The sequence below is a fragment of the Rhodopseudomonas sp. G2_2311 genome (genome assembly GCF_047501505.1).
Taxonomy (GTDB): domain Bacteria; phylum Pseudomonadota; class Alphaproteobacteria; order Rhizobiales; family Xanthobacteraceae; genus Rhodopseudomonas; species Rhodopseudomonas palustris_H.
In genome coordinates, this window is sequence record NZ_JAZDRK010000010.1 from 107,861 (window position 1) to 134,343 (window position 26,483).

At 61.6% G+C, this 26,483-nt stretch carries 21 protein-coding genes and 1 tRNA gene; 12 read left to right on the top strand and 10 right to left on the bottom strand.

What is annotated here, in order from left to right; translation table 11 throughout:
• Window positions 1-903: 903 nt before the first annotated feature.
• Window positions 904-1,083, bottom strand: a complete 180-nt coding sequence (locus VRZ08_RS14900) for a hypothetical protein (protein ID WP_414533039.1) — start codon at window positions 1,081-1,083, stop codon at window positions 904-906.
• 273 nt (window positions 1,084-1,356) lie between these two features.
• On the opposite strand from VRZ08_RS14900, the gene VRZ08_RS14905 reads away from it, so the two are divergent.
• The 7 genes from VRZ08_RS14905 (at window position 1,357) to VRZ08_RS14935 (ending at window position 10,983) form a co-directional block, all read left to right on the top strand.
• A complete protein-coding gene (locus tag VRZ08_RS14905; RefSeq protein WP_414533040.1) occupies window positions 1,357-1,611 on the top strand; it encodes a helix-turn-helix domain-containing protein in 255 nt (84 codons plus the stop codon).
• 1 nt (window position 1,612) lies between these two features.
• A complete protein-coding gene (locus tag VRZ08_RS14910) occupies window positions 1,613-2,929 on the top strand; it encodes a type II toxin-antitoxin system HipA family toxin (RefSeq protein WP_414533041.1) in 1,317 nt (438 codons plus the stop codon).
• Between the two features lie 224 nt (window positions 2,930-3,153).
• Window positions 3,154-4,290, top strand: a complete 1,137-nt coding sequence (locus VRZ08_RS14915; RefSeq protein ID WP_414533042.1) for a CHASE2 domain-containing protein — start codon at window positions 3,154-3,156, stop codon at window positions 4,288-4,290.
• Window positions 4,287-4,586 carry a hypothetical protein gene (locus tag VRZ08_RS14920; RefSeq protein WP_414533043.1) on the top strand — a complete coding sequence of 100 codons (300 nt, stop codon included), beginning with the start codon at window positions 4,287-4,289 and terminating at the stop codon, window positions 4,584-4,586. Before VRZ08_RS14915 ends, VRZ08_RS14920 begins: the two co-directional genes overlap by 4 nt.
• Before the next feature lie 46 nt (window positions 4,587-4,632).
• Window positions 4,633-5,079 carry a tetratricopeptide repeat protein gene (locus VRZ08_RS14925; protein WP_414533044.1) on the top strand — a complete coding sequence of 149 codons (447 nt, stop codon included), beginning with the start codon at window positions 4,633-4,635 and terminating at the stop codon, window positions 5,077-5,079.
• A complete protein-coding gene (locus tag VRZ08_RS14930; protein WP_414533045.1) occupies window positions 5,066-7,501 on the top strand; it encodes a CHAT domain-containing protein in 2,436 nt (811 codons plus the stop codon). The genes VRZ08_RS14925 and VRZ08_RS14930 overlap by 14 nt, the downstream gene beginning before the upstream one ends.
• A 1,181-nt stretch (window positions 7,502-8,682) precedes the next feature.
• Window positions 8,683-10,983 carry a UvrD-helicase domain-containing protein gene (locus VRZ08_RS14935; RefSeq protein WP_414533046.1) on the top strand — a complete coding sequence of 767 codons (2,301 nt, stop codon included), beginning with the start codon at window positions 8,683-8,685 and terminating at the stop codon, window positions 10,981-10,983.
• Between the two features lie 238 nt (window positions 10,984-11,221).
• On the opposite strand, the gene VRZ08_RS14940 is transcribed toward VRZ08_RS14935, so the two are convergent.
• The 8 genes from VRZ08_RS14940 to VRZ08_RS14975 form a co-directional block, all read right to left on the bottom strand.
• Window positions 11,222-13,684 carry a hypothetical protein gene (locus VRZ08_RS14940; protein WP_414533047.1) on the bottom strand — a complete coding sequence of 821 codons (2,463 nt, stop codon included), beginning with the start codon at window positions 13,682-13,684 and terminating at the stop codon, window positions 11,222-11,224.
• On the bottom strand, window positions 13,681-15,273 hold the full coding sequence (locus VRZ08_RS14945; RefSeq protein ID WP_414533048.1) for a hypothetical protein: 1,593 nt from the start codon (window positions 15,271-15,273) through the stop codon (window positions 13,681-13,683). Before VRZ08_RS14945 ends, VRZ08_RS14940 begins: the two co-directional genes overlap by 4 nt.
• Window positions 15,274-15,451: 178 nt before the next feature.
• Window positions 15,452-17,308, bottom strand: coding sequence for a DrmB family protein (drmB, locus tag VRZ08_RS14950; RefSeq protein ID WP_414533049.1), 1,857 nt, complete (start codon window positions 17,306-17,308; stop codon window positions 15,452-15,454).
• Between the two features lie 10 nt (window positions 17,309-17,318).
• Window positions 17,319-19,076: a helicase-related protein gene (locus VRZ08_RS14955; RefSeq protein ID WP_414533050.1), complete on the bottom strand. Its 1,758-nt coding sequence runs from the start codon at window positions 19,074-19,076 to the stop codon at window positions 17,319-17,321.
• Window positions 19,064-19,666, bottom strand: coding sequence for a ParA family protein (locus VRZ08_RS14960; protein ID WP_414533051.1), 603 nt, complete (start codon window positions 19,664-19,666; stop codon window positions 19,064-19,066). The genes VRZ08_RS14955 and VRZ08_RS14960 overlap by 13 nt, the downstream gene beginning before the upstream one ends.
• Before the next feature lie 36 nt (window positions 19,667-19,702).
• A complete protein-coding gene (locus VRZ08_RS14965; protein WP_414533052.1) occupies window positions 19,703-20,776 on the bottom strand; it encodes a hypothetical protein in 1,074 nt (357 codons plus the stop codon).
• Between the two features lie 765 nt (window positions 20,777-21,541).
• Window positions 21,542-21,631, bottom strand: a tRNA-Ser gene (locus tag VRZ08_RS14970).
• 196 nt (window positions 21,632-21,827) lie between these two features.
• Window positions 21,828-22,961, bottom strand: coding sequence for an ROK family protein (locus VRZ08_RS14975; RefSeq protein ID WP_414533053.1), 1,134 nt, complete (start codon window positions 22,959-22,961; stop codon window positions 21,828-21,830).
• 329 nt (window positions 22,962-23,290) lie between these two features.
• On the opposite strand from VRZ08_RS14975, the gene rplU reads away from it, so the two are divergent.
• The 5 genes from rplU to VRZ08_RS15000 all read left to right on the top strand — a co-directional run bounded on the left by rplU (window position 23,291) and on the right by VRZ08_RS15000 (window position 25,472).
• The gene (rplU, locus tag VRZ08_RS14980) at window positions 23,291-23,671 is read left to right on the top strand and encodes a 50S ribosomal protein L21 (protein WP_107353781.1); all 381 of its coding nucleotides are present in this window, start codon (window positions 23,291-23,293) and stop codon (window positions 23,669-23,671) included.
• 89 nt (window positions 23,672-23,760) lie between these two features.
• The gene (gene rpmA, locus VRZ08_RS14985) at window positions 23,761-24,033 is read left to right on the top strand and encodes a 50S ribosomal protein L27 (RefSeq protein ID WP_011155727.1); all 273 of its coding nucleotides are present in this window, start codon (window positions 23,761-23,763) and stop codon (window positions 24,031-24,033) included.
• A 135-nt stretch (window positions 24,034-24,168) separates the two neighbouring features.
• Window positions 24,169-24,768 (top strand): GNAT family N-acetyltransferase, encoded by a 600-nt coding sequence (locus VRZ08_RS14990; protein WP_107353782.1) that lies wholly within the window; start codon window positions 24,169-24,171, stop codon window positions 24,766-24,768.
• A gap of 211 nt (window positions 24,769-24,979) precedes the next feature.
• A complete protein-coding gene (locus VRZ08_RS14995; protein ID WP_107342418.1) occupies window positions 24,980-25,171 on the top strand; it encodes a hypothetical protein in 192 nt (63 codons plus the stop codon).
• Window positions 25,172-25,298: 127 nt separating this feature from the next.
• Entirely contained in the window at window positions 25,299-25,472 is a 174-nt protein-coding gene (locus VRZ08_RS15000; protein ID WP_414533054.1) for a hypothetical protein, read from the top strand.
• Here VRZ08_RS15000 and VRZ08_RS15005 read toward each other — a convergent pair.
• Complete coding sequence (locus VRZ08_RS15005) at window positions 25,469-26,377, bottom strand: DMT family transporter (RefSeq protein ID WP_414533055.1); 909 nt, start codon at window positions 26,375-26,377, stop codon at window positions 25,469-25,471. The genes VRZ08_RS15000 and VRZ08_RS15005 overlap by 4 nt on opposite strands.
• Window positions 26,378-26,483: the final 106 nt, after the last annotated feature.

The window sequence follows — 26,483 nt, forward strand, 5'->3', positions numbered from 1 at the left end:
CCGGCCGATGCAGCTATGCATCCTGGTAGTGGAAGATGGGACTTGTCGTCAGGCTAATGGCGGAGAGGGAGGGACTCGACGCCAATTTCTAACTTCGACCCAATTTCCGGGCGTTTCTCGCTTCGCGCGACGCCGCTGGTACGAACCTTGGTACATTTAGGGGTACAGTGGCGAAAGGCAAGGACCTTTTCATCGACTTCCTGCCAGGCGCCATCCCACCAGGCAACCACCCCCCCGAAGTCCATACCGGGAGATCTGGCGCCGTCCTCCCTGGTAGCGCCGTCGCCTCACCGAGCGTCCAGGCGCCGTGCGCGGTAGCGGCAACCGCCCGCGCGATGCTCGCTTGCTGAATTGCTAGCTTGATGGCTGGTTAGCCCGATGCGTCGCTCACAAATTTGCAAGCTAGCAGGTCAGCAAGCTAGCAAATTCGCAGGCCAGCAAGCATGCAGGCTAGCTTGATCGCGAGCAGACTTGCTTGCTGGCGCGCCTGTTCCAAAGCCTGTGGTGGGGAGCCTGATGGTCGGACCAGCCCGCACCCTTGCATGATCTGGGGACGTGCTTGCGCGCAAGCATGCTTGCTCTGGAGCTTGCAATCTTGCGAGCTTGCTAGCAGGTCAGCTTGCTTAAGATGCAGCTTGATCACTTGCTAGCTTGTCGACTCGTCCAGCCGTTAGGGATGTCCCGACTTGATGGCCGGCGGGCGACCCGGCCCGACGGATCACGCCCGGGATGTGACAATCGCGGTGCGTCAATCCGTGAGAGTGGCTGGTCAGGGCACTGGCCACGACCAGCTGGACAGTCTCCGCGGGACGATCCGGTGGCGCCGCCATCCAGGGTATTGATTGGGGCAGGGGCTCCGGAACGCCCTGTGGTCTGCAATGCCGGCGGGGCCGACATTGGTGATCAAGCAGCAAGTTCGGCGCGTGACGGCACCGACAGTCTCGACGCTTCGATGAAATCCAGCGCGCCGTTGGTCTCGACGGCGCACATTCGCGCCGCTTCCCGGTTCAGAAAGATCGCGCGGATGACGCCGCGTCGTCCGTTGTCTCTGCAAACCTCGTCGCCGAGCTTGAAGCTGGTCATTGCGTTCTCCAGTCCGAGCCGTACTGGGGCCCCACAGGAGGTGGTTTTCGCGTGGCGATGCTTAATGGCCGGTTAACCATATAAGGCCGGCTGCTTGGCAGCGTCCGGCCGATTGCGGGGAGAGGAGCTCAGGTACGGTTTCAACGCGCAATTGGGCATACGCATAGCCGTATATTGTGCTGATATACGCGTTTGCGTATTATGCAAACATATACGGCAGCGCGTATATTGACAAATTATACGCGAGCGCGTATTATGATCTGGGAGGCTCTCATGACCGACCAGATCGCCCGCAACGAGAAGCAACTCGGCGCCATCTTGCGCCGTGCCAGAAAGCAGGCCGGCCTGACCCAAGGCTCGCTCGGCGATCATATCCATTTGCGCCAAGCCACGGTGTCCCGCCTCGAAGCCGGAGAACCCGCGATCCAGCTGCGGACCCTGATGGCCGCGCTGTCGGCACTCGATCTCGAACTCGTCGTCCGGCCCCGGAGCAAGGCAGCGCCCGCAGACATCGAGGACTTGTTCTGAGATGGCGCGCAAGCGCACCCATGTGCCGCTCAACGTCTTCCTGAACGGTCGGCTCGTCGGCGTCCTACGCCGCGAACCGACTGGCGCTATCGACTTCCAATACGCGCGCGGATGGCTGGATTGGGAAAACACGTTCCCGGTGTCGCTGTCGCTTCCGTTGCGTGAAGACCGCTATATCGGTGCGCCGGTCATCAATGTGTTCGACAATCTACTTCCTGACAGCGATGCGATCCGCAAACGCGTCGCCGAGCGCGTCGGCGCCGACGGGATCGATGCCTACAGCCTGCTTGCCGCGCTAGGCCATGATTGTGTGGGCGCGCTGCAATTCCTGCCTGACGGCGTCGACCCAGGCTCGCCCGGCGCCATCGACGGCACGCCCGTCAGCGACGACCAAGTCGCGGCGATCATCAACAATCTGGCCAGCGCACCGCTGGGCATGGGCGAGGATGAGGATTTTCGCATCTCCATCGCAGGCGCCCAAGAGAAAACCGCTCTGCTGCGCGTCGATGGCCGGTGGCTCAAACCGTCCGGCACTGCCGCCACCACGCACATCCTCAAGCCCCAGATCGGGCAACTGCCGAATGGCGTCGATCTCTCGAACAGCGTCGAGAACGAATACCTCTGCCTCAAGCTGCTCGCCGCCCTCGGCGTCCCGACAGCCAACGCGGAGATCGCTGATTTTGGGGGACGGCGGACGCTGGTCGTCGAGCGGTTCGACCGGCGCTGGACGAAGGACGGACGCATGTTGCGGCTGCCGCAGGAGGATATGTGCCAGGCACTCTCCGTGCCGCCCACGCGTAAGTATCAGTCCGACGGCGGTCCCGGCATGCGTGACATCATCGAATTGCTGAAGGGCAGCGATAAACCGGACGAGGATATCGCCACCTTCATGCGTGCCTGCATCCTGTTCTGGATGCTGGGCGCCACCGACGGCCACGCCAAGAATTTCAGCATCGCCATCAGCCCCGGTGGACGCTTCCGTCTCACCCCACTCTATGACGTGCTGACCGCCCAACCCAGCCTCGACACTGGCCAGATCCAGCAAAAGGCCTTCAAGCTCGCAATGTCTGTCGGAAATAACCGACACTATCTAGTCAAGGAGATCGTGCCGCGTCATTTCATACAGACCGCGGGCCTCGCCAGCGTTGGCGTCCAACTGATGCGCAGTCTATTCGAGGACCTCGCCGGACGTGCGGTCGCAACAACCGATGCTGTTCTAGCGACGCTACCAACCGATTTTCCAGAGCAAGTCGTCGCATCGGTGCGATCGGCGGTTCAGGCGCGTGTTCGCCTGCTTCTTGACGCTGCGATCAAGTAGGCCGCGCTATGAGCGGTCGATAGCCGAAGTGCTGAGCTTCGTTACAGGTCATGCCGGAAAGAGCCGGTTGGCAGGACCGGAATCCACCACTATGCTTTGATAGGCTTTTTGCTCCGACTGTTACAATTCCATTTTCGATGTACGGATTTCCGGCAAAGCGAAATTCTATTTCAGTATCGGGCGCTATACTCATAGCGGCCATTCTCTCTGTTGCCGGCCAGCTGTTGGGCGACCTCGACTTCGCCAATCAAGACCCTGTCGAAAACTTCCTGGGCGACTATCGCATCGCTTCCTTTTCGCCGCGGGCGCCCCGGCAGCGGCCGGATATTGCGCTGGTGACGATCACCGAGGATACGCTGAGGGACTATCCTTACGTTTCGCCGATACCGCGGCGACTGCTGGCCAAATTGATCGAGGAGATTGCGCGGGCCTCTCCGAAAGTCATCGGCCTCGACATCCTGGTCGATCGGCCGTCACCCGAGGACGCGCTGCTAGTCGCGGCTACCAGAGCGACCGCGGTACCGATGGTCTGGGGGACAATCGACGATCGCTACGTCGCAAGCTCGACCCGCCCGCGGATGCTGCGGGAGGTGATCCAAGCTCAAGAGAATTTCATCGCCCAAGCCGGTTGCAAGGCCGGGCACGTCTGGCTGGAGCACCGGACCGGCTTGATGGTCCAGGACAGCGCAACGATCCGCTATGTGGGCGAGTCCCAGGTTGGAAGTCCGGCACGCGACAGCTTTGCAGCCGTGACCGCGCGAATGGCGGGACATCCACACGAGCCAAGCACAACCAGGATCGCCTGGCTGCGCTCCCCGCCCGACACAGCGACGCCACTGTTCGCGGAGCTCCAGGTCAGGCGGCATTCTCCTTCCGACCTGGACAGCAAATCACCTCTCTTATCCGAGGTAGAGGCGAGCTTGCTCAAAGGGCGGATCGTGCTGGTGGGCGCAACCCTGGACGATCGGGATCGTCACAAAACGCCGCTGAACCCGGCCGGCGGTTTGCTGATGCCCGGGCTGATGATCCATGCCCAGGCAATTGCTCAACGGATCGACGGTGATCGCGACGTCAGGAGTTTGCCGGACTGGCTCGTCTTGGCAATATTCTTCCTGTCCGCATTCGTCTGTCTCCGGCCGGGCATTCACAAGGTACCGAAGACTGCGGCCATAGCCCTCGGCCTCATCGGCTTGATCGCCTACACGGCCTCCAACGTCGAGTTTCCAACGGGGGGGTTGATCTTCATTGCGGCCGCAGCAGTCACGATCGCTTCCGTGGGGCGACGCCTTTCGCTTTGGCTGCAGCTGCGGCGACCGTCAGCCGAAGCCAACAATCTTCCCGAACGAGGAGCGCCGTCGTGAACGTCATCCTGATGGGGGCAGTCGCGCTGATCGCGCTGTTCGCCTCACCGTCCAGGGCAGCAGAGACCACCATCGTGGTGATCTTCTGCTCAAATCCATTGTTGAAGGCCGGCGACCGGATCGCCGCCGACCAGCCGGTCGTTCTGAACGAGGACGACGAGCTGCGTTACATCGTTCTGACCAGCAAAGTGCAGAAGTCCTGCTTCGGCCCTTATCGCGGACCGATCGATCGATGCAAGGGGCGGCCCGACGGCTCGGGGCCTGGCACGCCCGGAGGGACCAGAGAACCAGATTGATACGCGCCGCTTTGGTGTGAGGCCATTCAGAATTGGGGCACTGCTTATGAAGCGATTCAAAAAACTATCATCTAAGCTCAGCTTATCGATCGTCGCGTTTGCGATCTGTCTACCCGTTGCAGGCCATGCACAGCCGGAATGGGCGGGGCTCGGCGGCCGCAGCAAGGTCACCGACCTGATTGCAGCCGGCGATTTCGGTCAGGCTCTGTTGCTCGCCAAATCCCAGCTCGCCGAAGCTGAAGCCGCGCGGGGCTCATCGCACCCCGACCTGCTTCCCATTCTGCACGATCTCGGCACCATCTATCTGGTCCGGCAAAATGTGCAAATGGCCGAACAGACCTTCCGCCGGAGCCTGGACATCGCCAAACAAGCCTTCGGCGGGACCGATTCGCGAACCAAGGATGCGATGAAGGATTTGGCAACTGCCTTGCTGATGGACCAACGCTTCCAGGAGGCCCAACAGTTGTTGCAGCAAGCCGATGTTGGCCGTTAGCACAACAACGATCGGTCGCGCCGCCCAGATGCTGGCGCTGCTCGCGATCATTGGCCTGTCGAGCGTGAGCGCCCGAGGCGATAGCTTGGCGGACTCGGAGCGAGAAGCGGCCATTCTGGAGCAAGCACACGCACTGCGGGGCAGAGCCGGAATAGCCCAACTCATCGGTAATCTGAAGGAGGCCGAGTCACTCCACCGCCGAGCCATCGAACTGGTGAAGAACAACTACGGACCGCACCATAGGGATCTGCCGTTGCTCCTCGGCAGTCTGGCGTCATTTTACAAGTCGCAAGGTCGACTTGGCGAGGCTGAGCAGCTGAACAACGAAGCAATCGCAGGAGATCTACGCGGCGGCCGCATCCCCGCATTCCTGCCGATGAGACTCGACAATGCCGAGATTATGCTCAGCGAGGGCCGGTTGGACGAGGCCGAGGTGGCCTTCAAAGACGCGCTCGCGATCGAGGCGTCCGACCGCGACTACGGCAATCGATCCCGAAAGGGCCTCGCCAGCATTCATTTCATGCGAAAGAACTGGGCGGCAGCGGCCGACCTCTGGGAGGCCGTGATCAACGACAGCGTCGCAATCCAACAAGAAACCAAACGATACCAGTCTCAATTGCCCGCTGCCTCAGAATCCGTCAGCATGATCGGCAATGTCGATGCGTTTTACGGCTATGTCGAAGCCGCTTTCCGATTGAGCAACCAGCAGCCTTCGTCGCGGCTCCTTTTGGCTTCCAAAGCATTCGAGAAGGCACAATGGGTTCTAGATTCGCGCGCGAGCCAGTCCATCCGGCAAATGGTCGCGCGCGCGAGCGCGATGGGCGGGACCGCATCATCCAATAACTTCCGAACAAGACAAGATCTCGTTGCGCGATGGCGAACCTTGAAGGAGCAACGCGACGTCGCCGTTCGAGGCGGAACTTGGTCCTCCAACAGCAGCCAATCTACCACTATCGTCGCTGAGATGAACGCAATTGACGACCAGCTGATCGAACTGGATCGACTGCTTGCGACGGATCGACCGGAATACCTACGAATTGCCGCTCCGTCTTCGGTCGAAATAGAATCGTTGCAGAAGGTGTTGCATGCGGACGAGACTTTGGTGCTACCGCTGTTCGTACCGGCGAACGGCTCGGAGCCGGCGTTGGTCTATGTCTGGTCGGTCCGCAACGATGGACTGAGCTGGAACCGGATCGAAGACATCGGCGAGACGGTCGAACAGACCATCGCGGCGCTCAGATGCGGGTTGGACACCTCATCGTGGAAAGCCGATCGGGGGTTCGGCTGTTCGGCGTTCGGACTGCGCTACACCGATGATGACCTTCTTGATCACCGGCCGCTCCCATTCGACACTCAACGGGCGTCCCGTCTGTTCGACCGGCTGTTTGGGCCACTCAGCAATGACCTGCTGGGCCGGGACATCATCCTGGTCCCCAGTGGGGCGTTGTCCAGCCTGCCGCTGCAGGTGCTTGTCACTCAACGGCCGCGAGCGACCGATGGCGCCAGCGACGTCGCATGGCTCGTGAAGTCAAGTCCGGTATCTGTCGTTCCATCGGTGTCGGCGTTTCTCGCGTTGAGGATGGCTGCCAACCCATCGCGCGCCAATCGCACCATGGCGGGTTTCGGCAATCCACTACTGGACGGCAAATCCGACGATCCGAACTCGACCCGCTTGGCGAGGGAGGCGAAGAACAGCGAGACATGCGCTACGGTCGGGCAATTTCATGTTGCCACATCCGTCGAAGCCGCGGAGCGTCTGCAAGCTCGCTCTCCGGTCCTCGACGCAGCCACATTGCGGCGGCAACCGCCTCTGCCCGAAACGGCCGACGAACTCTGCAAGATTGCTGGCAATCTCAAAGCAGACCCAGCGGACGTTTGGCTCGGCGCAAGGGCGACCGAGCATATCGTCAAACATCTGAGCCGCATCGGCGAACTCGAGCGCTACAGGATTCTCTACTTCGCAACCCATGCCGCGCTGGCCGATCAGGTCAGTGGAGCCACGGACGCGGGGCTTATCTTGACGCCTCCACCGACGGCCTCGGAAGAGGACGATGGCTTTCTGTCCGCGTCCGAAATTGCCACTCTCAGGCTGGACGCCGATTGGATCGTGCTGTCGGCCTGCAACACCGCCGGCGGATTGAAGCACGGCGAGGAGCCCCTTTCCGGCCTTGCCCAAGCATTTCTCTACGCCCAGGCAAGAGCCCTGCTAGTCTCGCATTGGGCGGTGGATTCAAAAGCAACAGTGCAGCTGATGACTTCCACATTCGCAAGAATGTCGGAGGATCCAAAGATCGGCCGTGCGCGAGCATTGCAACAAGCAATGATCGAAATGGCAAAAAGCTCAGAATATCTAAACCGGCCGGAGATATGGGCGCCGTTCGTATTCGTCGGTGATTCCTTTGAGCAGTTGGCCAGACGATAAGCGAGATCGTGACTACAGTTCATTTCTGGATCAGGCGCGACTCTAGTCCGGGATTTTCAACAATCCACTTGGGGCTCCATGATCAGAACAACGTCACGCACACCCTTTCCCAGAAATGAAGGCCGAGCCTCGTCAATCTCCTACCGTTGCTTTTTGCGCCGCCGCCAGAAGAGAGACCTTTGATTCATCGATCAGAGCTTTCATCACAGATAGGGCCGTCATTGAAAGCCATGGAAAGCAGAATCGGCGCCTATTCGCGACCTCCTTCCGGAGGCCCATTCCGAGGTCGCGGGTGCACGCAAGATAACGGAACCGCCTCCCGCTTCCAGCAAAGATACACTCTGGCAGCTTGGACACAATCTCCAGGATTGTTCTAACGCTGCAACGAAACATCGTGGACGCGGCTGTTGGGGCGGCTGGAATCGTGGCTGCTTCGCACAAAGCCGACACTGTGCACGGTAAACGACACGCCACAACGAGCTTTGTCGGCTTGAGCCACCAATCTAGTCTGGTAGATTAGTCTCAAGCCACAGTGGCAATCTGCTGCCGTCAACAACGTCGACGAACTATTCCGCTCCAGACCTTGGATACCCCGGATCGAAATCTCCCGACATTTGGGCGAGAGGACATTTTGGTCTGCGGTTGGGCCAATGGAACTGGCCGCGCTCGTCTATTGAGCTGGCCAGAATGGCATTCGCCGTTACCATCGGCCAGTGAGGTGATGGAGGAGAATGTCAATGAATAGGCTCGAGTGATTGGATAAAAATTAGTTGCGTTACGACACCGTTAGACAGAAGAAGGAGGACGTTGTGAGGAGCCGATGGGCATTGGTTTAGTATCTAAATCCGACCTCCGGGCTGTACCCGGAACGGGATCACCTATTTCATCACTAGAGAGTTTCAGAAAGCACTAAATCGCGCGTGGCTATCAGGAGGGCAGCTGCAGAAGCGCGCGGAGAAGGTCAAAATTGTGCTTGGAAGCCTGACCGATCAGGATCCTTTCGCTCAGCTTCCGGTCACCAATAACGGTGAGAACAGAATCAAGAACTGCGTGAAGTACGACCTTGGTGGCGGTTGGCGCCTAGTCACAAGTCAGACCGACAAGACGTGCACGTTCCTGTTCGTCGGTGACCACGATGACACCAGTCGTGGCTCGAAGCCCACAAGGGCGAAACAATCGGCGTGAAGGACGCGCAGCTTTATCGGGTGCCTGGAGTGAGCGGCGTGCCAACGGGCGGGCGGTTGAGCCTAGTGCGCCAACATACGACCCCGCTCGTCGACATGCTTGGCGACGACTATGGGGACACCCTTCTTGAGGGTCTACCGCGGAGGATGGTCGTTAGTCTATCCAGATTGGACGGTAATTGCACCGGCGACGAACTGGACAGTCTTCTCGACAGCGTGGCGGAGCCGACCAAAGGCGAGCTGCTTCGCAAGGTCTTCTGCCTTCTTCTGGAAGGCAACGTCGATGGGGCCAAAGCCCATATCGATCTGAGTTCTGGACGCATGGCGCCTGTCGAGGTGCTGGGCGAGCACGAAATCCTCGAGGTCTCCGACGGCGAAGACGTACGTCGTATCAAGGTCGGTTCGGCCGAGTACGAAGAGTGGATGCGGGCTTTCGAGAGGCGATCCGCCTGGCACGACTGGTTCCTTTTCCTGCATCCCGAGCAGGAGGCGGTCGTCAATGCCGACTATCCGGGGACCAGCCAGTTATCGGGCGTCTCGGGGTCGGGAAAGACGTGCGTCGCCGTCCGACGCGCGCTCCGGCTCGCGAAGAACGACGACTCCAAGGTGCTGCTGCTGACGCTCAATCGAAGCCTCGCCGGCCTTCTCAACCAGCTCGTCGACACGGCCTGCCCGGACCAGGCGATCCCGGACCGCATCGTGGTCACGTCGTTCTTCGAACTAGCACAGTCCATGCTGGCCAAGCTTGAGCCGGCCAATCAGAAACTTTACGCCGACGTCACGTGGAAGCTCAGCGAGCATGTCGACGAAATCTTCCGCGAGTACTATCGGTGCTGGGCTAATAATCATGACGCGGCTCCGATCCTCCCTCTCCACAAGTCAATGAACGCAAGGAACGTCAGCGGCGAAACTTACGTCCGGGAGGAATTCGATTGGATCAGGTCCGCCGTCCAACCTGACGGCCGGCAGGCCTATCTTCCGATCGACCGAAAGGGGCGCAAATTCCCCGTGGTCGCCGAAAGGCGTAGCGATCTCCTTTTCGCCCTTGCGGGGTGGGAGGCTAAGATGCGCGCCGTCGGCGTGATCGACTATCTGGGCCTGACCTCCGCGCTGGCCGCCCACGTCGGCCAGATCGGACCCCAATACACGAACATCCTCGTCGACGAGGCCCAGGACTTCGGGACGACCGAACTCTCCATCGTCAGACTGCTGGTCCCTCCCGGACCCAACGACATCTTCCTGTGCGGCGACGTCGCCCAGACCGTGCTCCCAAAGCATCGGTCCCTTTCGGACGCCGGCCTGAAGGACGTCGTGCGCGAGCGGATTCGGCGGAACTACCGCAACAGCCGCGAGATCCTGTCGGCAGCATACGAACTGCTGCGGCTCAATCTCCACGACGAACTGTTCGAAAGCGGTGATCTGGAAGTCCTCGATCCGCAGTTCGCGAATTTCACGGGGCCGGCTCCGATGGCTCTCTCCGGCGTATCCCTCGAACAGGAGATCGCCTTCGCCCGTTGCTATGCCAGAACCCACCTCGATCGGATGGGTACCCGCAACATCTGCATCGCCTTCGCCGGGTTCTCCTCCAGGGATGTCCACGAATACGCCAAGCACTGCGGGGTGACGGCCCTCGACGGCGCCTACGATCCGAGCGCGGACACGCTGGTCTTCTCCGACCTCGAACAAACGAAGGGTTATGAATTCGACGTCCTAATCGTAGTGAACTGCTGCGAGGACGTCTTGCCGGCCGGCGACGCCCCGGAAGAGGAGCAGTTTCGCGACATCTGCAAACTGTATGTCTGCATGACAAGGGCGAAGCGCGAGCTGGTGCTCTCTTTCCACGGCGCTGCCAGCCGGTGGTTACAAGCCGTCAGCGACACGATCCAGATTGATCACTGGTCGTCGGTCGAAACCTGCGATCCCAACTTCCTCCAAAGCGTCCCTGCGGTGCTGCCGCAGGCCGATCCGAACCGTTTCAACGACAACGATGTCTGGTCGCTGCCGGGGCGCGAATTTCTCTACACCAAGGAGGCGGTCGGGCTTTCAACCGAGGCGCAGGACAAGCTCATCGAATTGGTGGACGGTCGAGGCGCCATTAGAGGCGGCAGCGGACGACGTCTGAAGTGGCAGTCGGTCGGCCAGCTCATGGCGGACTTGATAGAACATCCGCGAAACGTCGCCGTGCTGGGAGGCAATGTCGTAGATGAACTGCGTTCAAAGTTCGACGGTCGATCAGTCGGTCGAGACCGACACCCTATCAGGCGGGAAATCCTCACCCTGCCATCCAGAAAGATCTGAGTTGCCGAGCGTCCGGACAGGCGAAGGCGGCTGGATGCCGATCGTGATAGCGGATTACGCGCCGGTCCTATTTGGCAGAGTTCCCCTCGGTGATTTCAGGAAGGCAGAGACGCGGCGAACGACGTAACCGTCCACCTTGCCGGCTCCTCGCAAGGGGAAGCTTCAGGAGGACTATCCAGCATAGATTGAGCCTCCTACGAGCGCGACTTCGAATGTCGGGCAGCTGGCGGATTGAGTTTTAGGCCGTTTCGACGATTCGGCCTGGCGCCGTGTGCACGGCGAGTGGTGGTATTCTCAACCGCTCGGCAAACCGACGGTCTAGCCCAATGATAACATCGCCATAGGCCGGCGCCGCGAGTTCCTCCGGAGACAACCCGTGGATGGACGCGATGACGCAAGGCAAAGATGCGAGATGCGGGACGAGTTTCCTGCATCCTGGGTTCGATGCCGCTGCGGCCACGGCCGCCTTAGCCGTCCAGTAGCTGCACGCCATCGCCTCAAGTAGATCGTCGGGAATCCGTTCCTGGCTGAGGTCCAATTTCAGGCGCCTGATCGCGGCGTTGGGGCCTTGATACATGGCCGCCAGAATTCGACCGATCAACCGCGGCCAGGTCTCCGTCTGCGCCTGATCGTGACAGGGAAGCACCTGGATCAGCGATGGTTTGTACGACGGAGATGCTTCCGGACCGGGCCAGCCGGCGACGGTCACGATCATCAACATGGCCCGTAGGCGGAGCATGTCGACCTCGGTGAGATCTTCTTGGCCTGCGCGAAGGTAAGTCGTGAACGCATCAACCGCCGAAACGATCGACTTGACGTCCGACAACCTCTTCTTCCGTTCCGCAGCAGGACCTGACGTAGGAGTGTTTGGCTTCTCCGGCTCGAAGCCTTCTTCGATGCCTGTCGAGGCGTCGGCCGTTTCGTCCCCACGGCCCAGGGCGATGATTGTCTCCTGTTCTTCAGTGTCCTCAGTCAGATCTGCCGGCGGCGCCGAATCCAGCAGGAGCAGGCGGTTCAGCGCGGCCCTGACGAAAGACGTGCTGCTGTCGGCCAACGCGTTACGCTCCGCCTCGCTCTTCTTGATCTCGCGCCTTCGGCCTTTCATGAAGGCTTCGTAGCTAAGCATGGTCGGTCCAGACCCGGCTGGCGCGTCGTTGACGCGCTTCCGCTTCGGAGGCTGGAGGATGACGTAAGTGTCCTTCGTCGGCGGTGCCGCCAAGGTCTGGAAGACGTCGAGAAGCCACAACCCTTCATCGTCGTCGTATTGCAGCTCCCGTACGGCCCGCTCCGCCTGCGTGGTCAATGGATCACGCGTCTGCGCCCTCATCTCGTTCACGTGCGAGACGATCGCGAGGCACGTATGTGTTCCGTCCTGACGCCGGAATCTTGCGAACGATGGATGCTCAGCCGACGCTCCGAGCCGGAAGCGTCGCTCGTCGTCGGAAGGAGCCAGGGGATCAATCTCGGTCGACTGGACTTCGCCGCGGCTGTCCAGCAGCTCCAATCGGGCCGAGCCCTGATCGAAGGCCCGCACGATGGTTTTGCCGGCCGGCGGCCACCAATGGAGGGTGTCGTACATCACCTCGAAGACGCCGGAATCATTCTCCGCCACCTCTTCGAGAGGGAGTTCGTCCTCCTTGACCGGCTTCGGCACGGAGCTGATTGCGAGAGCGCGGTCCTTTTCCAGAAGAGACGTCAGGCCCAGGTCGTCGAAGACCTTGCCGGCCGGCAGCCGGCGGTAGAGACACGCCTCTTCGTTGATCCCCCGCGCACCCGCGTTTCCAAGTGCCGCGAAGGTACAGTTCGCGCTTCCGATCAGCACGTGATCCGTCTTTCCAACGGTGGCCACGAACATCTTCGCGTGGATGAACCGTGCGCTCTTCTCCGGCAGGAGCTTGGAATCGAAGTTCTTCAGGTCGGAAAGCTGGATCTCCGACTTCCCGGAGAGAAGAGCCTCGACAGGAAACGCCTTCCTATCGGCGTCGATCAGAAGCACGGTCTTCTTCGGCTGCAGCATCGAGCGGAGCGCATCCAGCCCGGCAAGCTCGTCGTCCCAGTAGGGAGATACGATCGCCAGTCGATCGATTTGTCGTCCTGCTTCGACTAGGCCGGCGAACTTCGCCGCGATGCCTGTCGTACCTCCGGACGTCACGAACGCCGCCTTGGTCCCGTCGGCCAAGTCGACCGTCTCTTCGCCTGCGGCATCTCCCTCCAGCCAAGGACACCTGTCGCGCGTCCAGCGCACCTTGTCGGATGTCGCCGTCTGGCGGCCATCCAGGAAGCTCAGGGCGTAACGCCATCCTGCGAGCACCAAGCGCCGCGCGCCGCTGTCTTCCGGACCGCATTCGACCGCGGCGGCGATCTCCAGATTGCCGGCGAGGCCGGAGGCCGTCGTGTTGGCGGACGCCACGATCAGCCGACCGCGCTTCCTTCCGATCTGGACGATGACCTTGGGGTGGAAGACGCCCTTGGTCCTCGCCCTCGCGACGAGGTATCCGCTTCCCGCGTGTTTCGGATTGTTGCTTCCGCCGCTCAGCGTCAGGGCGAGCATGTCCGCGTCGCAGACCAGCATGATGTTCCGGCAGCCGGCGCTGCGGAGCCGGTTTAGCACGATGGATTCGAACGCGTCGAACTCGACGCAAAACGACGTCATCAGGGTCGTGTGAAATCCGCCATCCTGAAAGGTTTCGTAGAGCTTCATGACAAGCCCGCCAGTCGCTCGCCGCGCTTCGTCACTCCATCCTCGTTCATGAGGTGGATGTCGCGGAGGAACGTCAGCGCGGGTCCGAGCCGGGGGGTGGTTTCGACCGGCCCGTCCTTTGCTCTCAGGTGAAGCCGTCCATCATGCGTTTCGACCAGGAAGTTATAGTCCCGTTGGTACTGCAGCTTCCGCATCGCCACCCAGAGGTGACGCTGCAAGATCCGCTTCTTCAAAAAGGCGACCAGCATGTCCTGGATGGTCACCCCATCGAGACCGTCCAGGAACGCAAGCTCGGTCGCGAACGAACGCGCCGGCGCGTCCACATGGTCACCGCCGTGCTGCTCGGCGAAGAACTTCCGGTCCGGCGCGATTTGATGGCAGAGCACCGCCATCATCTCGACGGCCGCCTGGGCGCTTCGGACCGGAGCGCGCTGCTCCTTCGTACCGGCCTGGAGGATCTCGCCGGAAAGCGACCATTCCGACGTCGGCTCGCTCTCGGACAGAGGATTCTTGGCCTTTGGAAGCTCGGCGACGAGTTCGCGCCACGTGCTCGGCCAGCCAGCATGCTGGATCTCCATCGACTCGATCGCCGCCTCGACAAGCTGGTTCAGCGTGAGGCCCGACGGATGGCCCTCAAGCTCGTCGAGCATCCACTTCAGCAAGGCTTCGAGAGCGAGATGTCCAAGATCCCCGGCCTGGTAGGCCCACCACCGCTTCCGCTGAAGGGACAGGGACGGATCGTCGATCTCGAAGGGGCCGCCCTCCCAATCCTGACCGGCATACAGGATCCAGCGGACGTCCTGGGGGCTGATGTCCCGGCCGAGATGCAGGGCCAGCCGCAGCGCCAGGATCAGCGACTTTCGCCTGGACCGGTCCCGATCGTTCGCAGCGGCGGTTTCGGCGAACAGCATGCGTTCGTAGGCGCCTCGCTCCCGGCTCTGTGCCCCGATCTTCGATGGCAGCAATGGCGCGAGATCGTCGAGCGCGGAGAGGGATACCCGTCCGGACAGGACGATCCGCTGGAACTTCGTGCCGATCTCGCCGGCGGCGTGATCGAAGGTCTCCGCCAACTCATCGCCGATCTCTTCGGTCGGCACCGGCACGTCGTGCTCCTCGGCCGCCCCCAGAACACCGGTTTCCCGAAGCTGGCTCTCATAGGCGGCGCCGAACGCGCCCCATGCCTGCTTCAGGTAGGGCACACCGTCCCCGCCCGGATCGGCGAAGGCGGAGAATTCGATCGCTCCCGACTTGTGCTCCGAGAATAGCCGCTGCGCCCAAAGGATGCCGGCAACCCCGGTCTCCCCCGCCTCGTCCTTCTGGTTCGCCCGCGCAGCGGTCAGCGCATAGAGCGCCTCCGACCGTCGAACCGTCCGCTTCCAGGCCTCCCGGTCCGCATCGTGCTTACCCTTCGCGTAGGCGTCGCTCAGCCATGCGTAGAGGCCGTAGTACCGGGTTCTCAAGGTCACGTTGCTGATTCCCGGCAGCAGCGACTGATAGAGCCGAACGCTGGCGGCCTGAAGGCCCAACGGGTCTAGTCCGCTCTTCTGACGTATCTCGGTCCATTCAGGGACGGCCAGCAATTCTGGCATCAGCATTTCTCCAAACCATTCGCCGTTCTAAGTTCATAAGGGGCCGACGAGATGCGGCTCGAATTCGTAGTTCGCCATCCGCAATACTGGATCAATAATCAATCTGCGCACGCACAGGACAGCGGCAAGTAGCCCGAGCCGCAAGCTTCAAGAGTAGGACAACGGACGACATCACGCTCTAAGCGAGCAATGGATTTCCATCTCCTAACACCGTCATAGTGAGCAATCCTCTATCGAGCCTCGTATTGCGCGCCTCGCAAGAGGTTTCCGGAACGAGCAAGCAGGCATGGCACGCGGCCCCTTGCAAAGGGTACTCTTCGCTTCCGTCGCTGTGCTCCGCGCAAATCGGATCGTTCGAGCACAATGCTAGGCGTCGCGGCGCGCGCGTGAGCGACTCGCCCGCGCGCTCCGCCATTTGGCTGAGGCCTCCGAGCGTTCCCTGACCGCCGGCTGTCGAGGTGTAGATCAAAATGCCGAAGCGATCCGCCTGTGCGGGCCCGGTTGAGTAGACGCGCTCCTTTAGCGAAGAGAGCGGGTAGCCACATTCGAGTGCAAGTTCGGCCATGAAGGCGTGCGAAAGAGAATGCAGCGCCCAATACGCAGCGCCACGATGCTTAGGAGATCGATTGAATCTCAGGGCGTCGCGGCGCTCCCGGTCGCGCAGTGTCAGCGCTTTGGCAACGATTTCTCTGCTTTCTAGCCATTGCTTGAGAAATTCGGGCGCGACGTGAAGGAAAATTCCTTCCCCGAGCTGCTCGATCGCGGGGAGCCACTCGACATTCCGGGCGAGGTCCGCGCCATTGACAGTCAGCTGAATTTCGTCGAGCTCACTTTCTGCTGCCGTCGGGGGTGGCTCCAGCCGGGTGAAACCATAGAGACATGTGACTTCGCGCAGCCGGTGGACCCGAACAACGCCTCTTAGAAACTCGCTCCAAGGCGACTGCAAGTCGAGCGCGAGCGCTGGCAACGTCTCGGCATAAAAGAACGATCCGGCGCTATCGCTACCGATCACGGGTGCGCCGCTCGCCATCATGTCGAATTCAGCGATACGGGGATCCTCGCTCGGATTTGCTCCACCTTCCTGTCCTTCGTTAATAGCCTTCAGGATCTCGTCGTTGGAAAACTCCTTGAAGTCATCCTTTGTCTGAAGCCCAGACTTTAGGAATTCGATGAAGTTCGGCAAATGTTTGATGCTATCGATCGTAGACTTCTGCTGCGCAATTGTCTGACGAAGTCGATCGTCTGACTTGGTGAGCGAGATAACCGTCACGGTCTGCGGAAAATAGGTGTTGGTGGCCGACCGCGGCAGCAGGCGAAGGTCATCATTACAGGCTTCATTGGCATCCCGCAGCGGCGACAGCCAGGGGCTGTGACATTGGCATTTGCCGAGGAACTGCGGCTTGTAGAGATCAGCCATACTGACGGCGGCACCGCAGGTGCACTGAACCGAAATGTCGGATGGATCAGAGCTGACGCCGCGCTCGACCCAGTATAGCGGTTTTCGGCAGGATTGGTCCTTGCCACGATGTGCGAGGTAACGCCAACCGATGTCCTGCAGATGACCCTTGGTGCAAGCCCCGACAAAACGAATTGGATTCACGCCGAGCTTGGTCCCGCTGCCCGTGTAAGAGAGCTTTCCACCGCTCGTGACATCGAGCTCAGAGAACTCGACCATGCGCCGGCGTTTCTCACTGGCCGAAGCGGGAGCCGGAGCGGCGGCGGTCGATGGCGCTTCGTTGACCAGGAACCAACACGGAAACAACCGGACAGCTACTCCGGGCGCATTCGCGTCGCGGCGGTCCTCGTCGAACATCGGGGGGTGACGCAACCCTCCAAAGGTGCCACTCAGCTTCGTTCCGAGCTGCTGCTTCAAAAGAGTAACGAGCCGCTCTTCCTCGACGGGCTTCCAGTTCGACCCCTTGTAGTCCCAATCCTGGAGACCGGCGACGACCACCGCGTTCTCCGGTAGGTCCATCATGGCGCCGGGACCGTAGGTCAGCAGTAGTTGGCTAAAGTTCTGGGTAATGTCGGCCATTCGTCATTCACTATCCGAGAGAGCTGCCATCCGGCTTCCTGAGCTTCAGCAGCGAGACTGGTTCGGTATCGCGCATGGAGCGACCAGCAATGAACCATTCGCGCTCGGGATCCATATTTGGCTGTTGCTCGAACGGCACCTGGAGCAGCCGACGAACCGGCTCTTCATTGGCGTAGGCAAAATCATCGCCGTTGCGGGTCTGCTTGTCGGCGATCCTGATCCAGGCATCCTCCAGCTCATCCAGCCGAGCCAAGCATCGTTGAATTGCGGCGTTGTCCTGATCGGCGACCTGCATCTTGGCTTGGATTACGGATCTTACGCGCTGATAGGCGGTGGGCTCGTTCGCGACCTTGTCCGCATCCTTGTTCTTGGTCAGGCTCGGCGCGACGTGCCTTTGAGCGGCGACCAGTGTCGCTGCCAATGCGCGATCAAGGGCACGGGGCGCAAAGGGCGTGACGCTCGTCGCCTCGACCGCGCGATAGAAACTCTGATGGAAGGCGCGAAATTGCTCATAATGCGTCCGGTCCCGCGGCTTGTGGATGTTGAGTAGCGTGACCACAAGACCGGGCTTCTTACCTTCGCGGCCAACACGGGAGGTCGCCTGGATGTACTCGGCCGCAGTTTTAGGCTGACCCTGAACCACCATCAGCCCGAGCCGGCCAATGTCGAGACCAACGGAGATCATGTTGGTCGCCATGGCGACGTCGACAGCGTTCTTGTCCAAGATGGGCAATCCCAGCCGCGCCCGGGCTTCCGAAACCTGGTCGGTCGAGTATCGCGACGTCAGCTCTTGGATTTCGCGCAAGACACGATCAGCGAAAGGTGCGCCGGTCGGTTCGCGGCGAGTGCGGCTGCGGCCGTAATTGGTGAGGTGAGCACGCACTTCGTCGTCAACAATTCGGCGCGCACCGCCGAGCTCACGTAGGGCGTTGAAGTAGCACAACGCGGTCAGATAGGGGTCGGCGGGATCGTTGCTTCCGCCGCTCGACAACGCTGTGGCCCCGGACAGCAACGTCTGCAAGGCGCGCAGGAAGACCAATTTCGGACCGCGACCCGGCGACGCCACGCCGACGTAAAGCCGCGAGGGTGTTTCGCGATCGGCCTTGGCGAAGAACGAATCGTCGCGGCTGATACCGGGCGGCGGGAAGATCGCTGTTCGTTCTCGACCGAACAGATTGCGGATTTGGGTTTCGGCGCGGCGGACGGTCGCGGTCGATTCAACAATTTTTGGCCGCCGCCATTCGCCGTTGATCTTGCGTGAGGCGAGAAGATCGAACGCTGTCTCATAGAGACCGGCCACGGTTCCGAGAGGTCCCGAGATGAGGTGGAGCTCGTCCTGGATGATGAGATCAATCGGGCGCAGTTCGGATTTCAGGCGCGTACCCCCAGTCTCCGCGGCGCCGTAGAATCCGGTCTGATCGTAACGCTCGACGTGTCCGAAGAACGCGCCGGCGCGTCCTTCCCAGGGGACGTTGGCAAACTTGTCGACGGTGGCGATCATGAAGGCCGGCAGGCGCCGATAAATCTCTTCGTCGACCACGACAATCGGAAGCCGACTGTCGCTGGAGAATGCGCAATCGACCTCATAGCAGCGGAGATCGAGGCGTTGAGGGTTCGCCGCCGTCGGTTGGAGCGAGAATGCATCCTTCTTCAATTCGCCGCCGCACCAAGGGCAATTCTTCAAAGGCGCTGGCGCAGGGCCGCGTCCTTTCTTGTATTGCTCCAGCCAATAGACGGCAGTGTTCTCCTTCGCCTCTAACCGTCGCACGCGCAACTTCCAGCCGGTGGGTGATCTGCCCCTTCCAGAGACGTCGCTCCACGTCGGCGAATGCTTGCCGTGCTTCTGACCATGGGCGCCTCGTACCCCAGTCTCTTCGTCGGCGCGGCGTTGATCAGGACGCCGCGCGGTATCCCAATCGAATTGAGCTTCGCAATGATGCCTCTCGTGACGACAGCATCAAACAGCGTCGGCCGCATCGGCACCAGCACAAGGTCGGCGTAGTGAGCCGCCGCAACTGAGCGCCGAAGATCTGGCGGCATATCAATGAGCAGCACGTCAATCCCGGCCAAACGCGCCCGTTCGGTGGCCTCCTCAAGATGCTCGAGCCGATAGCGGGCGACCGCGATATCATTGGTGTCGCGCCGGCCTCGCCACGCGAACGCCGACTGTTGCGGGTCAGCGTCGACGATTGCGACTCGAAGGCCTGCCGATGCCGCGACGATGGCGATATTGGTACAGGTCGTGGATTTTCCGCTTCCACCTTTTCCCATGAAGGCGACAGACGCCAGCAGCCGTTGCTGACGATGGATATCCGCGCCCATCAAGCCAGGGGAACGATGGGGTCGCTGCTGCTGCATGGCAGCATTCGCCTCGCTTGTTAGCATTCTGGCCTCCTATCCCAATTTCGGCCGACGTCCGCGGGTTCGGCGGCGCTTCGCCATCGCGTCGAAATCCAGTTCTCTGAAAACATCCCAGTCGATTCCAGCCTGCAGCGGCTTGTTGGCCAGTTCGTCGCACTCCTCCGACGACAAGGCGCGAAAGCCATAATGATCATGCTCGTCGCCGAGTTCGTGCCCGGACTGCAAACGGCGGGTTCGGTTGTCGACTTTGTCGGTCCGCATCTTTTGGATCGAGTCCCCGCGCAGAGAATGGAAGACCTCGCCGCCCTGCGCACCGCAGCGGCGCAGGAAATTCTGCATGGTCTTGGACATGTATTTGGCGGGATCGGAGTGCTCATGCGCCGCTTTGAAAATGAAACCGGGCTGAGCCCTCGCCCAATCGACAAACCCGATCTCGACCAGGAAGTTGTGCAGAACGAAGTACGGCATCGATTCTTCGGTCTTGATCGGTACGCGGCGCCATTTCACCTTACCGGTGACCTTGTCCGTCACCTTGACGATGCCCGCAGTCTGAGCCACCCAGACATCGTCCTTCTGCCGAATGTCTTGTCCCTGAAGATAGGTCAGTAGACCCAATCGCCGGGACGTGAGCTTGGCAAACAGCGGCATGATCGCCTCATCCAGCAATCCACTCTGGACTCCCATGCAAAAGACGCGGTTCGTCACGTTCTTGCTGACGCCCTCGCGCGGCGTAGAAGCACGATAGGCCTGCGGATAGGAGAGCCTGACGCCCGCGAAGGGATCTCGGTAGTTCCAGTCCTGTATGCCGTGACGCATCATCGTGCGGATGTTGGCGAGATAGCCATCGGCCATCGTTTTCTTGGCCATCGCCGGCGCGATTTCGAACTGCCGATTCGCTTCGAGAGTGTCGAGGGTCGACCCGCCCTGCATATCGCCGCGCTTGACGACGTTCGCCGGCCAGTGCTGCATCCGATTGACGTAGGTCTGCAAATCGCGGGGGTAATACTGATCTACGGGTCGATCGCCGATCACGTCGATGAACGTCTGGCGGCGTAAGACAAGAGTCGAAATGTCGGCGTGATCGGGGCCATCACGCTCGATGCGCATGTCAATGTAGGCCTGCGAAACCTCGCCGAAGGTCGGCAGGACTCTTGAGTCGGCTTGCTCGATTTCGATCGACTGGGCGATCGGGTCCAGGGTGGTCGGAGCAACGTTCTCACCTTCGCCAGAGCTTCGAGGGCACTGGCGGGCTGGGACGCCAGCTTCAGGACGTCGACCAGGGCACTGCGCGCCAGCGCATCGGCATTCTGCGTGATCACCGGGGCCCCAGCGTCGCCCTTGGCAACTTCCGACTGGATTAGCTGCAGAGACGTCAACGCCGAGCTCAAGCCGTTGGCGAACCCGATGGCCTGATCGGGATGCGCGATGGCCTTTGCGATCGCAAGCTGACATGCTTCGACGACTTGGCTGACTAGATCGCTTTCCGGAACGCTCAATGGCCCTTCCATTTTCAACCCCTTCCGATCTACCGGCGCCGAACAGACCAGTTGGCACAGCGAAGCGAGCTGTTGCGCCAATCGCCGGGCTTCGACGCGGCTCCGCGGGCCCAGCTGAGCCCGAACGATAGGGGTGAACCCTGCAAGTCCATAATCGCCGCCTAGGGGCATCGGCAGACGCATTTGAAACCGCCAGCCCGAGGGGCCGCCGGTCAAATAGGTCGGCCCGCGGGGCGCCTGAGCCTCGCCGGGGCCGGGTACATTCTTGGGTACTTCCGTTGGTACAGACACGCACTTGGCCTCGATTTGAGGCGCCGGGAAGCGTGAAACGGGCCGGTTTCGGGCCCTTTTACCGGAATTGGGATCAGGAATTAATTGGCGGAGAGGGGGGGATTCGAACCCCCGATAGGCTTGCACCTATGCCGCATTTCGAGTGCGGTACAATCAACCACTCTGCCACCTCTCCGCGGCGCCGGTACCGGGCCTTGCGGCCCGTTGTGGTCGGCGCTGTTCTTAAGGGAGCCGCGCCGGATTCACAAGCGGGGGCAATCGGGCTTCGCCATAAAACTGTCGGCCTGGGCCGGCGGTTGCCGCATTGGCTGCCAGCCGAGGAGGCGGCGCCTTGCCGCCCCCGTGCCAACGATCATAAGCCGAGCCCGTCGTCAGTCGTCCTTGTCCTTGCGGTCCTTTTCCTTGTCCTTATCCTTGGACTTGTCCTTCTTGGCCTTGTCTTTCGGCTTGCGGTTGGTGAAGCGGGCGTTGCCGAGGCCGGTGCCGATGGTCAGGACACCCCAGCGCGTGAATTCCTGCATGAACGGCACTTCGCTGAGGCCCTGCGCGACGCCGTCATTGTGCATCAGGATCGCGGTATCATGATCTCCGATGGTCGGGATGCCCTCGACCAGGCTGCGCGGCAGGTGGAATTTGCTGCTCTCCCAGTTGCCCGGCAGGTTCTGGGCGCCCTTCTCAATGGTGCCGTCGTCGTTGATCACGCCGGGACACGAGATGCCGATGAACGGTGCCAGCTTGAAGCCTTCCTTCTCGGCGTCGGCGAGCAGGTCTTTCAGCATCTTGGTCAGGCGCTTGACGGCGCCCTCGCGGGTCGGCTCATCATCGGCGTGGCGCCACAGATCGGACTTCCAGACAGACGCCTTGGACAGGTCCTTGGCCTTCTTCCATCCGGTCTCGACCACGCCGCAGCGAATGTTGGAGCCGCCGATGTCGACCGCCAGGATGCTGTCGTGGCCTTCGAAGATCCAGGACGGCGCCAGATGCAGGCAGCCGATCAGGCCGGCTTCGTCCGGATGGTGCCGGATCGGCACCAGATCGATGTTGAAACCTTCGGACTTGAGCAAGATGTCGCAGCGCGCAATCGCCAGTTCGCCGACCCGGCTCTGGCGGAAACCGCCCCCCACCACGATGCACTCGGTGCCGGCCCATGACTTGGTCTTCAGGAAGCGCCGCGTCACATAGGCAAGTTCCTGAGCGAATTCCTCGATCGCGCCGTGCACCAGCGCGGCGGCCGCGACATCGTCGCCGACCAGCAACTCGTCGAGCGTGCTCTTGCTGATTTCCTTGGTGTCTTTCTTGCCGAGCGGATCGTCGCCGTTCTTCTTCAGCGGTTTGCGCGAAGCGTCCAGGATGCGCTGGAATGCGCCCTTGGAGGCGCGATCGCCGAGGAAACCTTCATCGTCCTTGAGCTCGATGTTGTAGGTGTCGATGTCCACCGACGGCAGCCGGGGAGAGCCATGCGCAGCAATGCCGGCGGTCGTGGTGGTCAGCGTGTCCTCAGCCATTCGTATTCCCCCGTGTGAAGCCGCCTGACAACGGCGACGGAACCGGTTGGTTGCACCGCGCTCGGGATATCGCGGCTTCTGCTTGTGTCTGACGGGATTCGAGTTTTTGCCGTTTTCGGCTTGACGGGCGAGGACCCGCCGGTATAAGTCGAGCACCCGGCGTGGGCAGGTCCTGCGCCGAATTGCTTTGTGCGCCCGTGCCGAAGCCCCCTAAGAGGGCGTGGCCTTTCGCATCAAATGGCGGCTCTCGCGGTCGCTACCCACAACGACTGACCAAAAAGCCGGCCCGGCTCGACCGAGGCTGGGATCGAACACGAAGGATGAAAACGATGTTCGCAGTCATCAAAACCGGCGGCCGGCAGTACCGCGTCGTTCCGGAAGATGTGCTCGAAGTAGGCAAGCTCGACGGCGACGTCGGCAGCATTATCCAGCTCGGCGAAGTGCTCGTGCTGGGCGGCGACACCCCGGTTCTCGGCGCGCCCACCGTGGCCGGCGCCACCGTGGCGGCCGAAGTGCTGGACCACAAGCGCGGCCCGAAGGTGATCGCGTTCAAGAAGCGTCGTCGCAAGCACTCCAAGCGCAAGCGCGGCTACCGCGATGAAATCACCGTGCTGCGGATCACCGAGATCCTCGCCGACGGCAAGAAGCCTTCGGTCGGCCCCCGCGCCAAGCGCGCAAAGGCGGCCCCGGCTGCGGAAGCAGCCGAGTAAGTCGGCGCGCGCAGCAGACGTGACAAAAAAGCGGGATGATTCCGTAACGGGATTCATCTAAAAGGTATTTCGGATTTTGGAGACGAGCCATGGCTCATAAAAAGGCGGGCGGTTCCTCGCGCAACGGACGTGATTCCGCAGGCAAGCGCCTCGGCGTGAAGGCGTTTGGCGGCGAGCACGTGATTCCCGGCAACATCATTGCGCGTCAGCGCGGCACTCAGTGGCATCCCGGCCTCAACGTCGGCATGGGCACTGATCACACCTTGTTCGCCAAGGTGGAAGGCCGTGTCGAATTCCGCGCCAAAGCCAACGGCCGCACCTACGTATCGGTACTCCCGATTGCGATGCAGGCGGCCGAATAGACGGTGGACAAAAATATGTGTCCGCCGGGTCCTGTCAAACCGGCGGAGCACACCTAAGGGCTCCAGGGGAGGCGGGAAAACCGGCCTCCCCTTTTTCTTTGCGTACCTTTCACGGCGCACCTTCAGGAGCCCGCCATGTTGCAGGAGATCCCGACCACCACGCCCTCGTTGCGCGAGGCGAGACCTTGCGTCCTCGAGACCGAGCGGCTGACGCTGCGTAAACCGGTTCTCGCGGACGTCCAGGCCATCGCTTCGCTCGCCAACGATCGCCGCGTCGTCGAGATGACCCGGCGGATGCCGTTTCCCTACACGCGCGACGACGCCGCGCGCTTCGTGACCGCGCTGCCCAAGAGCAGCGACAGCGTGTTTCTGATCGAGGCCGAGGATCTCGAGCCGATCGGACTGGTCGGCGTCGACTGGAGCGACCGCGACGCCCCGGAGCTCGGTTACTGGCTCGGCGTGCAGCATTGGGGCAACGGCTACGCCACCGAAGCCGCGCGGGCGGTGATCGACTTCGCCTTCGAGGTGCACGGCGCCAAGCAGATGATCTCCGCCGCCCGCGTGATCAATCCGGCATCGCGCAACGTGCTGGAGAAGTGCGGCTTCCAATGGACCGGCGTCGAGCTGCACCGCTTCGAGTCGATTGGATCGTCGACCCCGGTCGACTGCTTCCGCCTCACCCGCGGGGTGTGGTCGTCGCTGAAGAAGTGGGGCACCACCAAGCGGCGCTGCTGATCAGCACCTCGACACACCATCATTGAAGCGAACGGATCGGCCGGGTTGTGACCCGGCCGATGTTGTTTCGGGACAGACATATCAAGCCGCGCCCGCGCCGTTACCCACCGCTTAACCACGGCCGGAGGACGAGCCGTCAGCCTCGGTGGGAACCGAGTTCAGCGCGCGGCCCAGGCTGCGTAGGACGGACTTCCAAACAGGGAGTTCCGACATGTCCGCTCATCGCTACATCCAAGCCGTCCTCGCCCGCGACCTCGCCGAAGAAATCAAGCCGCTCGCGCCCGCGACGATCGAGCAGGTCGAACTCACCGCCGACCGCGCGGCCGAAGCCGAGCAGCACCGCGAACGGACCGAGCAGCTCAGCTTCCGCTTCGTCGATCTCGACCGCCGCTTCGGCATCTGATGTGCGAGCAGGCGCGTTCAATCGGCGCTTAACCATCGCCGGCTGATCGCGCCGCTTCCAACTTCGCGCATACGCGATCTTCATCAACCAAGTGTAGTTAGGCGTCAGTTCGACCAGGGAGGTCCCGATGTCCGATTCGACCGAACAAAGCGTCGCCGTCCGCGACGTGCGTGATGAATTCCGTGCCGACCTCGACGCGTTCGAGGCGACCGAGCGCAAGCTGCTGATCGAGGAGCGCCGCGAACGCGCGCGCGTGCTCAGCGAACGATTTAACGGATTGGCGCTGCGGGTCGGCGACTAATCAACCGCCCCGGACGGCCGCGGCGCGCGGCGCTCGCGCCAGCCGAGATACAGCCCGGCCGCGATAATGATCGCGACACCGGCCACCGTCGCCCGCGACGGCACATCACCGAACAGCAACCAGCCGAACGCGGCGGCGAAGATGATCATCGTATACTGATACGGCACCACGACGCTGGCTGGCGCCAGCCGCAAGGAACGGTTGACGCACAGCAATCCAACCGCCGACACCGCGCCCGAAATCGCAAACCATACCAGATCGGTCGCGGACGGCGTGATCCAGCCGGACGGCGCCAGAACGAGGCCGAGCAGCAGCGTTCCGGCGAATTGCTGCGAGGCCAGCACCATGTCGGGCGTCTGGCGCAGAAACCGCGTCAGCAGCAGCAGGCCGGCGAACAGCACGCTGGCGAGGATCGCGATCAGCGCCGGCCAGCTCATCGTCTGGGCCGACGGCTGCAGCGCGATCAGCACGCCGACAAAGCCGACGACGATCGCGATTCCGCGCGCCCGGTCGATGGTCTCACCCAGAAACAACGCGGCGCCGACCGAGACGAACAGCGACGAGGCAAGATAGAAGGTGATGACGTCGGCGAGCGGCAGATAGGCGGCCGCCAGATAGAACACCGCGACTTCGCAGGCCGCGATCACCATCCGCGCCAGTTGCACCCCCGGCCGCTCCAACCGCACAAACGCTTTGCGCTGGCGCCAGATCAGCGGCGACAGCACGAACAGGCCGGCCAGGGCCCGCAGCAACAGCAATTGCCCGACCGAATAGGTCGCCACCACCGTCTTGCCGGCCGCATCGGAGAACGAAAACGCCAGCATCGCCAGCAGCATCAGCAGAATGCCGGCGATCCGGGCGGTGCGCGGGTCGGACGCGGTGGTGATTTTGGCGAACAGCCCCATATTTGGCCCGGACGGTTGTGACCGCCGCTTATCGCCCCGGGACTCGGGCGGGTGCAAGGCGGCGGAGGGTCGCTTCGACTTTCAGACCGCGGCAGCGGCGGACGGT